General features: G+C 42.0%; 9 protein-coding genes. 8 read left to right on the top strand and 1 reads right to left on the bottom strand.

Features of this window, described 5'->3' with window-relative positions; translation table 11 throughout:
• Nucleotides 1–134 precede the first annotated feature (134 nt).
• The 8 genes from BFS05_RS06395 to BFS05_RS06430 all read left to right on the top strand — a co-directional run bounded on the left by BFS05_RS06395 (nt 135) and on the right by BFS05_RS06430 (nt 9,746).
• Complete coding sequence (locus BFS05_RS06395) at nt 135–959, top strand: histidine phosphatase family protein (RefSeq protein ID WP_258004294.1); 825 nt, start codon at nt 135–137, stop codon at nt 957–959.
• A 177-nt stretch (nt 960–1,136) separates the two neighbouring features.
• Nucleotides 1,137–2,546: an ABC transporter substrate-binding protein gene (locus BFS05_RS06400; RefSeq protein WP_103085139.1), complete on the top strand. Its 1,410-nt coding sequence runs from the start codon at nt 1,137–1,139 to the stop codon at nt 2,544–2,546.
• Between the two features lie 147 nt (nt 2,547–2,693).
• Complete coding sequence (locus BFS05_RS06405) at nt 2,694–4,034, top strand: ABC transporter substrate-binding protein (RefSeq protein ID WP_103085132.1); 1,341 nt, start codon at nt 2,694–2,696, stop codon at nt 4,032–4,034.
• 290 nt (nt 4,035–4,324) lie between these two features.
• Entirely contained in the window at nt 4,325–6,214 is a 1,890-nt protein-coding gene (dnaK, locus tag BFS05_RS06410) for a molecular chaperone DnaK (RefSeq protein WP_103085133.1), read from the top strand.
• A complete protein-coding gene (grpE, locus tag BFS05_RS06415; RefSeq protein ID WP_103085134.1) occupies nt 6,214–6,930 on the top strand; it encodes a nucleotide exchange factor GrpE in 717 nt (238 codons plus the stop codon). Before dnaK ends, grpE begins: the two co-directional genes overlap by 1 nt.
• 147 nt (nt 6,931–7,077) lie before the next feature.
• Nucleotides 7,078–8,121: a DnaJ C-terminal domain-containing protein gene (locus tag BFS05_RS06420; RefSeq protein ID WP_103085135.1), complete on the top strand. Its 1,044-nt coding sequence runs from the start codon at nt 7,078–7,080 to the stop codon at nt 8,119–8,121.
• A 140-nt stretch (nt 8,122–8,261) separates the two neighbouring features.
• Complete coding sequence (locus BFS05_RS06425) at nt 8,262–8,843, top strand: heat shock protein transcriptional repressor HspR (protein WP_374703777.1); 582 nt, start codon at nt 8,262–8,264, stop codon at nt 8,841–8,843.
• Between the two features lie 171 nt (nt 8,844–9,014).
• Nucleotides 9,015–9,746: an HAD family hydrolase gene (locus tag BFS05_RS06430; protein ID WP_103085137.1), complete on the top strand. Its 732-nt coding sequence runs from the start codon at nt 9,015–9,017 to the stop codon at nt 9,744–9,746.
• Here the strand turns inward: BFS05_RS06430 and BFS05_RS06435 are convergent.
• Nucleotides 9,743–10,594, bottom strand: an 852-nt coding sequence (locus tag BFS05_RS06435) for a penicillin-binding transpeptidase domain-containing protein (RefSeq protein WP_258004295.1), incomplete at its 5' end; no start/stop codon positions are given. The genes BFS05_RS06430 and BFS05_RS06435 overlap by 4 nt on opposite strands.

Genomic DNA, 10,594 nt, shown 5'->3' on the forward strand with positions numbered 1-10,594 from the left:
TAGGTTGTATCATAGGACGGTATAAAACGCGTGCACTGCGACGAAGCGGGCGTGCGCTAAAAGCAAGATTACTTAATAGTAGTATTGCTGCGGATTCATTAGTGTGATTTGTGTTTAAAGCAGAAGGAGTCACGATGACTGAGGCCTGCAAATTCGATGTAGCTCCAGATAGTTCAGTAGATCCAGATAATTCAGTAGTTCCAGGTAATTCATGTGTAGTGTCAGATAGCTCAAATGTATCTGCAGATAGTTCAAATGTAGTTCCGGCTATAGCGTCAGAAAATTCGTGTGCTTGCGAAGGAAGGCTTGTTTTGTTGCGTCACGGCCAAACTGCTTGGAGTGTGTCCGGTCAGCATACTGGGCGCACGGATTTGCCACTTACTGAAGTCGGTGTTGAGCAGGCAAAAGAGGCTGGTACTAGATTGCAGGATGCGTTCACAAAAGGTTTTGATGAGGATTGTGTGCTTGTAAGTCCGCTTCGTCGCGCGCAGCAAACAGCTCAGTTTGCTGGATTTGCTTCGTACACAATTTGCGACAGTGCGTTGGAGTGGGATTATGGTGCTGCTGAAGGTCGCACTAGAGGCGATATTGCGGCATTAAGTGGCGTTGAGGCGTGGGATGTGTGGAAGCATGGTCCTAAAGTTCTTCCTTCTCACATGGTTAGTGACGCTAAAGAGGTGCTTCCTAGTGGAGAAGCAGTGGATGTGCACAGGACTTCTGGAGAAAGCTTGCAAGAGGTTTCGGATCGTACTCAAAAGATTATTGACATCGCAATGCCTAAATTGAAATTAGGCAAGGATGTACTTGTTGTTGCGCACGCGCACGTATTACGTATATTAACTGCGCGCTGGCTTGGAGTAAGCCCAGATTTTGCGCGATTGTTGCGGCTTGATACTGCGCATTATTCTGTGTTGGGCACGTATAAAGGCGATAATGTAATTGTGCATTGGAATTGCTGAAATGCAGATTAGAATTTCAGATATTTTATTGTGATTTTCACAATTTTTATTGCAGATACATTTATATATTTGAGTCTTGCGTTTGCTGTAGTATTGGTTCACTACTGTGGTTTAAACAGTATTCAATAGTGGTAATTAGTTAGTTTGGAAGAGATTAGCAGTATGTGGAAAGGTTCGATGATGAGTCGTTCAGTTAAGTCGATTATTGCGCTAGTAGTTTGCGCTGTTTTGGCGGCTTGCGCGTTTACTGCTTTTGGTTTTTCTAAGTCTTTTGGTGCAAATACCGATAGGTCCGTTGGTGGGAAAGTTATTTTCTTCAACTTCAAGCCTGAAGGCAAGGATATTTGGGTAGAGGTTGTTAATAAGTATAAAAGTACTCATCAGGGGGCTGATATAGTTGTCCATACTCCGCAAAGCAACCAGTACGAAGGTGAGCTTCGTGATGCTGTTAAAAGTAGTCCTGATGCCATGCCTACATTATTCCAGATTAACGGTCCTGTTGGTTACGCTAACTGGAAGGATTACACTGCGGATTTAACTGATTCTCCTCTTTATACGAAACTTAGCAATGAAAAACTTGCTTTTACGGATAAAGGTAAACCAGTTGCTGTGCCATATGTTACTGAAAATTACGGCTTGATTTACAACAAGGCTTTGCTTGCTAGGTATGCGGATCTTCATAATTCAAAGTTGAAGCCGGAAGAAGACGGCGTATCTTTTGAAGATCAAATAACTTCTTTTGATAAGTTGAAGGAAGTTGCAGACGATTTGCAAAAACGCAAGGATGAGCTTGGAATTGACGGTGCTTTTGCGTCCGCAGGCTTCGATTCCAGCTCTGATTGGCGCTTCAAGACACATCTTGCAAATATGCCTCTGTATTATCAATTCAGGGATAATCATGTTGAAGGTCAGCCGCAATCAATAAATGGCAAGTATGTTGATAATTTCAGGAAGATTTTTGACCTTTATATTTCTGATTCCACAACTCCTGTAAGTCAGTTAAGTACTAAAACTGGCGAGGATGCTGTTTATGAATTTGCTCTTGGTAAAGCTGTGTTCTACCAGAATGGTACTTGGGCTTGGGGCGATCTTTCAAAAGCTGGCATAAAACGTGAAGACGTTGGCATGCTACCAATTTATATTGGTGTTCCTGGTGAAGAGAAACAAGGCATGGCTACCGGTTCTGAAAACTATTGGTGCATTAATAAAAAGGCTTCAAAAAAGAATCAAGAGGCGACTAATGAGTTCTTGGAGTGGCTGCTTACTAACAGCTGGGCTCAGGATGTTTTAGCTAATAGGCTGGGCTTTGCTACTCCTTTCAAAAATTTCCCTAAAGCAAAAAATCCTCTTGTTCAGGCTGCTAAAGATTACACTGCTAAAGAAGGCAAAGTACCTGTTACGTGGGTGTTTGTTACCATGCCATCTAACGGTTGGAAAGACGATGTTGGCTCTGATTTGCTTACATACGCTCAAGCAACAAAAGACGGTATGACTTCTACTAGTGCTAATGATGCATGGAATACTCTTAAGAAAGCATTCGTTGACGGCTGGGCTAAAGAGTATGCGATTGCTCACAGTAAGAGTTAGCCTAATCTGTAATTGATAAATACGTGTTATTTTACTATGTCATCGTTTGCGATTTTCCGTCAATTGATGCATAATAAATAACATCTGTAAGGGCGTCTATATGCGTGACAGTCCAATGGTTGGGTTGTTTGCATACGAGGAATTTCGATGATGAATCGTACATTTAAATCAACACTTGCGTTAATTACGTGTATTTTGATGGCATGCGGTGTTTTTGCCGCGTGCGGCTCAACTAACTCTAGCAATGGCAAGGGTAGAGTGTATTTCTTGAACTTTAAGCCTGAAGTTGCTGATCAATGGAAAGAAGTGGCTGAAGAATACACTAAAGAAACTGGCGTTGAAGTTAGAGTTGAAACTCCAGGTCCTGGCACTTACGAGCAGGTTTTGAAGGGCGAGATTAGTAAGGGCGATGATGCTCCTACATTATTCCAAGTGAATGGTCCTGTTGGCTATGCTAATTGGACGGATTATACGGATGATCTGAAAGATACTGAGATTTATAAGCAGCTTCACAATAAAGACATTGCTTTGAAAGACGGGGATAAAATCGTTGCCGTGCCGTATGTTATGGAAACTTATGGCTTGATTTATAACAAGGATTTGCTTGCTAAATATATTGCTATGCACAAAGCAAAAATAAAGTCCGTAAAAGAAATTAATAGTTTTGATAAGTTGAAGGAAGTTGCAGACGATATTCAAAAGCGTAAAAGCGATTTGGGGGTTGATGGAGCGTTTACGTCTGCAGGTTTTAATTCAAGCTCTGATTGGCGTTTTAAAACTCATTTAGCTAATATTCCTCTTTATTACGAGTTTAAGGAAGATAAAATCACTAAGCAGCCTGCAAAAATAAAAGGCAGCTATTTAGATGGTTTCAAGAATATTTTTGACTTGTATATTAAGGATTCTACTGTTCCCGCATCTGAGCTTGAGAATAAGACTGGCGATGATGCGATTGCTGAATTTGCTAAGCATAGAGCTGTTTTTTACCAGAATGGTACTTGGGCTTGGGATGAACTTTCTAAAGTTGGTATGCAAGCTAAAGAAGTTGGTATGTTGCCAATTTATATTGGTGCTCCTGGTGAGGAAAATCAGGGTTTGGCAACCGGTTCCGAAAACTATTGGTGTATAAATAAGAAGTCTTCTGCAATTAATAAAAAAGCTACTAGAGACTTTTTGAAGTGGCTTATTGAGTCGCGTGCAGGCAAGGAAGCGCTTTCCAAGAAGATGGGCTTCACTACACCGTTTAATACTTTTGCTGATATTAAATCAGATAATCCTTTAACAGAGGATGCGGTTGCGGACGTGCAGTCTGGGAAAATTTCTGTTAGCTGGAATTTCACCATGATACCTTCTGATAATTGGAAGAATAATCTTGGTTCTGCATTGCTTTCGTACGCTAAAGGCGACGCTAAGTGGAGTGATGTTAAATCGGCTTTTGTTGGCGGTTGGGCTAAAGAGTATGCACAATCGCATGCTTCGGAAGACTGATTGCGCAAGGTTATTTGTTGCGCGCCGTTTTACAGCATATTAATTACGAGTCAGACTAATTACGAGTCAGATTAATTTCGCATTAGGTTAATTACGTAATTAACTGTGCTTTTGGGGAATAGCCCTGCTTTTATGAAACTTGAGTCCTTTACTATAAAGTTTTTATAATTTTTTGCTATAAATATTTGACTTTTATAACTTGAGTGTAGTAGACTCAAGTTTTGGAAAACAAAAAAGGTGGTTGTTAATAATCCACCTAGTTAATCTTTAGAAAATATGAAGGAGATAATATGGGACGCGCAGTAGGTATTGATTTGGGTACAACTAATTCTTGCATCGCTACTCTTGAAGGCGGCGCTCCAACCGTTATCGTAAACGCTGAAGGTGCACGTACAACACCATCTGTTGTGGCATTCAGCAAGTCTGGCGAAATCTTGGTTGGTGAAGTTGCTAAGCGTCAGGCCGTAACAAACGTTGACCGCACGATTAGCTCTGTAAAGCGCCATATGGGCACTGATTGGTCTGTTGAAATCGACGGCAAGAAGTGGACTCCACAAGAGATTTCCGCACAGGTTTTGATGAAGTTGAAGCGCGATGCTGAAGCTTACTTGGGTGAGCCGGTAACCGATGCTGTTATTACATGCCCAGCTTACTTCAACGATGCACAGCGTCAGGCAACTAAGGATGCAGGTAAGATTGCAGGCTTGAACGTGCTTCGTATTATTAACGAACCAACTGCAGCAGCTTTGGCTTACGGCCTTGAAAAGGGCAAGGAAGACGAGCGCATTTTGGTATTCGATTTGGGCGGCGGTACTTTCGATGTGTCCTTGCTTGAAATTGGTAAGGATGACGACGGATTCTCCACAATTCAGGTTCAGGCCACTAATGGCGATAACCACTTGGGTGGCGATGACTGGGATCAGAAGATTATCGATTGGCTTGTTGGCGAAGTTAAGAACAAGTATGGCGTTGATTTGAGCAAGGATAAGATTGCTTTGCAGCGCTTGAAGGAAGCTGCTGAGCAGGCAAAGAAGGAACTTAGCTCTTCTACTTCCACTTCAATTTCTATGCAGTACTTGGCAATGACTCCTGACGGCACTCCAGTGCATTTGGATGAGACTTTGACTCGTGCTCACTTTGAGGAAATGACCTCCGACTTGCTCGGTCGTTGCCGTACACCATTCAACAACGTACTTGCTGACGCTGGTATTTCAGTAAGCCAGATTGATCACGTGGTTCTTGTTGGTGGTTCAACTCGTATGCCTGCTGTTAAGGATCTTGTAAAGGAGCTTACCGGCGGTAAGGAAGCTAACCAGTCCGTGAACCCAGATGAGGTTGTTGCAGTTGGTGCAGCCGTGCAGTCTGGCGTTATTAAGGGAGATCGTAAAGACGTTCTGCTTATCGATGTAACTCCACTTTCCTTGGGTATTGAAACCAAGGGTGGAATTATGACAAAGCTTATTGATCGCAACACTGCTATCCCTACGAAGCGCTCGGAAGTATTCTCTACTGCCGAGGATAATCAGCCATCCGTGTTGATTCAGGTTTACCAGGGTGAACGTGAGTTTGCTCGCGATAACAAGCCTCTCGGTACTTTTGAGTTGACTGGTATTGCTCCAGCTCCTCGTGGCGTTCCTCAGATTGAAGTCACTTTCGATATTGATGCTAACGGCATTGTGCACGTTTCCGCTAAGGATAAGGGAACTGGTAAGGAACAGTCGATGACTATTACCGGTGGTTCTGGCCTTCCAAAGGACGAAATCGATCGCATGGTGAAGGAAGCTGAAGCTCACGAAGCTGAAGATAAGAAGCGTAAGGAAGAAGCTGAAGTTCGTAACCAGGCAGAAGCCTTTGCTTATCAGACTGAAAAGGTCGTGAATGACAATAAGGACAAGATTTCCGATGAAATCTCCAAGGAAGTTACCGACAAGGTTAATGCTTTGAAGGAAGCTTTGAAGGGTGATGACGTTGAGAAGATTAAGTCTGCTCAGAGTGAGTTGATGACTTCTGCTCAGAAGATTGGTCAGCAGCTTTACGCTCAGCAGGGTGCTGCTGGTGCTCAAGCTGGTGCTGGTGCTCAGGCTGGTGCAAATGCTGGCGCTGGATCTTCTGCAAAGGATGATGACGTGGTTGACGCCGAAGTGGTGGACGACGACAAGGATGATAAGGACAACAAGTAATGTCCGACTTCAACGCCAACGAATATTTGCAAGATATGGAAGATGCTGACTCGCTGGGTGTAGGAGCTGCAGGTGATTCTGCTGAATCTTCTGCTGAATCTTCAGTACAAGATGCTGAAAACGCAAATCATGCAGAAACGAAAGCTGATGCAAAAACTGATGCTGACGTTTCTGCAGACGATAGCGCTTCTGCAGCTTCGGCAAATTCTACAAATTCCGTAAATTCTGAAGGGTCTTCGGATTCGGAAGATAGCCAAAATGCAGATGAAGGTAGTCTCACTCCTTTAGGAAAAGCTAAAAAAGAGGCTGCTGAATATTTAGAAGCATTACAGCGAGAGCGTGCTGAGTTCATAAACTTCCGCAATCGTGCTTCTAAAGAACAAGATCGCTTCAGACAGCATGGGATTATTGATGTTCTAACTGCTTTGCTTCCAGCGTTAGATGATATTGACCGTATTCGCGAGCATAGCGATATGGATGATTCTTTCAAAGCTGTTGCTACAAAGCTAGATAAAGCATTCGAAAAATTCGGTGTTGAAAAGTTTGGCGAAAAAGGCGAGGATTTTGATCCTACAAAGCATGACGCTATTTTGCATCGTCCGGATCCAAATGCAACTAAAGAAACTGTAGATGCTGTAGTTGAAGCAGGCTACAGGATTGGAGATCGTGTGATTCGCGCTGCGCGAGTTGTAGTCGCGTCGCCAAATAACAATTAATCCGATTAACGCATTGTAAATTTAAGCGTTAGTAGTGATTAAAAATTGATTTACATACTTACTCGTGTTGGCTTAATTCATAAGTCAGCACGAGTAGGTCATATTATGCAAAAATGCCACGTGTGCTGAAACTGAAAGGAGGCACAGATGGCTGAAAATGAATGGTTAGCCAAGGATTTTTATAAAGTACTCGGTGTCTCCAAAGATGCCGATGAATCTACTATTACTAAGGCTTATAGAAAATTAGCTCGTAAATATCATCCTGATTTAAATAAAACAAAAGAAGCCGAAGAAAAGTTTAAGGATGTTTCTGAAGCTTATGATGTTTTAAAAGATAAGCAAACGCGTCAGCGTTATGATGCTATTCGTCAATTCGGCGCAGGCGGTGCTAGATTTTCTGGCGGAGCCGGTGGAGCAGGATTTGACGCAAGCGGATTTTCTGACATATTCTCGTCAATGTTTGGCGCGGAAGGTATGGGCGCTGGCGGAAATACGCGAGTTCGCTTTACTACAAGTGGATCTGGTCCTGATATAGGTAATATTTTCTCAATGTTTGGCGGGTCTGGAGCTCAATCTGCAGGATTCCAAAGTGCGGGTGGCTTTGGTGGTAACCAGTTTACGCAATCAGCTCAATCTGAGTCAATGAATACGCCTAAACGTGGTGATGATATTACTTCGAAGATTACGCTCACTTTTAAGCAGGCGTTTAAGGGTGCTACGGTATCTTTGCGTTCAGCAGGAGAATCCTTTAAAACGCATATTCCGGCAGGCGTTCGTGATGGTCAAAAGATTCGCTTAGCAGGAAAAGGTAAAGCTGGCCAATTTGGTGGAAGTAATGGAGACATGTATTTGCATGTTAGCGTTACACCATCTGATAAGTTCAGTTTGCGAGATAATGATTTGGTAGCAAAACTGCCTGTTACTGTTTCAGAAGCTGTTCATGGCGCCAAAGTCACATTGCTTAATGTTGACGGAGAGCCAGTAAAATTCAATGTTCCTTCAGGATCCTCCAGTGGGGATGAAATTCGCGTTTCTGGCGCTGGTGTTCCGGGAAAGAATGGAAGTTTTATTGGAATAGTTGAGATTCATGTACCATCTAAGTCGACTATGTCTATTAAGCGAGCTGCTAAAGAATTTGATAAAGCTTGCGGAGATGCGTACGTGCAGTCTGTAGCTGAACTAAGACAGTAAATTTACTTGGGTATAAGTCCTAAGACAGTAGATTTACTTGAAATACAGCTTGGAATACCGCTTGAAATAACATTTGTAATAACACTTGGAATACCGTTTAGCTTAATAAGTCCACAATATGCTTAGAAAGGCGCGTTATAATGCGAATTGCGCGAGATACCAAAGTTCTCTATGAGATGTGTGCCGTAGCGTTAGTTCGCGGTAGGGCAACTCTCGATGGTGCGGATGAAGTAGGTTTTGACATTGATATGCCTATTTTTACTGTAAGCTATGTGGCAAATCTTACTGAAACTCACCCTCAAACTTTAAGACAGTATGATCGCTTGAATTTAATCGTGCCTAAGCGTACAGAAGGCGGAGCTAGACGGTATTCCTTAAGGGATGTTGCTAGGTTAATTCAAACGCAAAAATTAAGCCAGAATGATGGTATTAATTTAGCTGGTATTATGCAAATTCTTTCTTTGCAAGAAGAAAATCGTCAACTTAAAAGACAGTTGCGCCATATGGCTGAGCGCGCAGAATCCTCCGAAAGAAATATTTTTGCAGCAAACGCTCAGGGCGATATCGTTGAAATAATGCGTTCCAGAAATGCGCGTAATTGGAGATATGATATTCACTCTGAGCGCAGAGCTTTGCCTTCTTCTAATACTTATTCGAACGATACTAACAGCGGTAAAAACGTAGATAAATCAATTGTGTTGTGGCGTTCTTGGAATATTTAGTTTTATTGTAAAAACGTGTGTAATATCACACTTTAAACAGATGCAGCTTATATAAATCATGTGTAACATGTTAGAGAATTAAAATCTGAATTAACGAATATTAGAGTTAACAAATATTAAAGTTAACGAATATTAAAGTTAACGAATAGTAAAAATACGAAGGGTATTTAAATGGATTTTTCCACGCCACACTCCGAGCGACGACTACTTAAAGCTGTTTTCTGGGATATGGACGGCACTCTTATAGATTCTGAACCTTATTGGCATGAGTCTGAAATACGTCTTGCAAGTAATAATGGCGGTCATTGGACTGAAGAACTAGCGTGGCAATATTCAGGTGGTTCTCTTGTAACAGTTGCAAAAGCAATGATTGAGCTTGGAACTAAATTATCTGTTGAAGAAATTGGCCAAGGTATGGTCGATTATGTTGCTAAATGTGAAGAAAAAGAAGTTCCATGGGTTCCGGGCGTTATAGACGTATTAAATGATTTAGCTAAAGCTGGAATTCCGTCAATTCTTGTAAGCAATTCTCCTAGAAGATTAGTTGAAAACATTGTTAATCACGCCCCAGAAGGCGCATTTGTTGGATACATTTGTGGAGATGATGGTTATGCTACTAAGCCTAGCCCTGAGCCTTATATTGCAGCTGGTAGATTAGTTGGAATTAACGCTGATGGCACTCTTTCAGAAGAAGAAGTTAAGCGTGAAATGGCTTATTGCATTGCTATAGAGGATTCTTTCGCAGGTCTTAAGTCTGCTTATGCTTCTGGAGCTACTACTTTAGCTCAGACCGCATTTTCTAATATCGACGTAAGTAACGGCCCACAATTCGCGGAAATTGACGGATATAACAATATTAATTGGCGTACTTTTAATAATTTCGTTTCTGAAGCCGTCTCTTAATCTTTTTCTGTAGATTTTTCTTGGGATTTTTCTGATTTAGATTCTGAATCTGAGTCCGATTCTGTTTTAGACTTTGAATCAGACTTTGAATCAGACTTTGAATCAGACTTGGAGTCTGAGTCCGATTCTGAAACAACGCTTCCTAATCCCCAAGTTCCATCCGGTCCGCCAATTTTGCCATTATCTTTTGCGGAAGGGAAACTTTCTACCGGAACGTCAGATAAAGCGTTTCTCATATAAAGAGTGAATAAGTGTACCGGCAGAGCACTTCCGCTTAAACCGTATCCTCCTGGGAGCGTTGGTATAACTTGAGGGTTTCCGTTCGAATCCGGATACCACATAGCAAAAACAGTAACAACATTTGGCGTAAAACCAATGAAGCTTACTGCAGTTTGATCGTTTGCGGTTCCAGATTTTCCGGCAATAGGTCGCCCTAAGCTACGAGCTTCTGGAGCAGTACCGTGTTGAACTGTTCCCAGCATAGCTTTTGCTGCAAGAGATGCGTTATTAGATGAAAAAACTTGTTTTATCGTTATAGGCGTAGTGTAAATATCTTTATTCTCAGAATTTTTTACTTTAGAAACAATATGTAAGTCAGGTCGGTTTCCTTTATTCGCAAAAGTAGAATATGCCTTCACCATTTCGCTTACATGCACGCTATCGTTCCCTAGAACTGTAAAAGGATTGTCACCTGTAATTCTTTTAGGGCTAAGTCCTGCGGCTACAGCGGTTTGAGCTATTACGTGTGTGCCTAACTTTTGTTGTAAAGCCATGTATGGTGTGTTTACGGATTTAGCTGTTGCCTGATACATGTCAATTGTTCCGTAACTTATGTTCGCAAAGTTGTT

Source organism: Gardnerella coleohominis (assembly GCF_002896555.1).
In the GTDB taxonomy this organism is placed as follows: Bacteria; Actinomycetota; Actinomycetes; order Actinomycetales; family Bifidobacteriaceae; genus Bifidobacterium; species Bifidobacterium vaginale_F.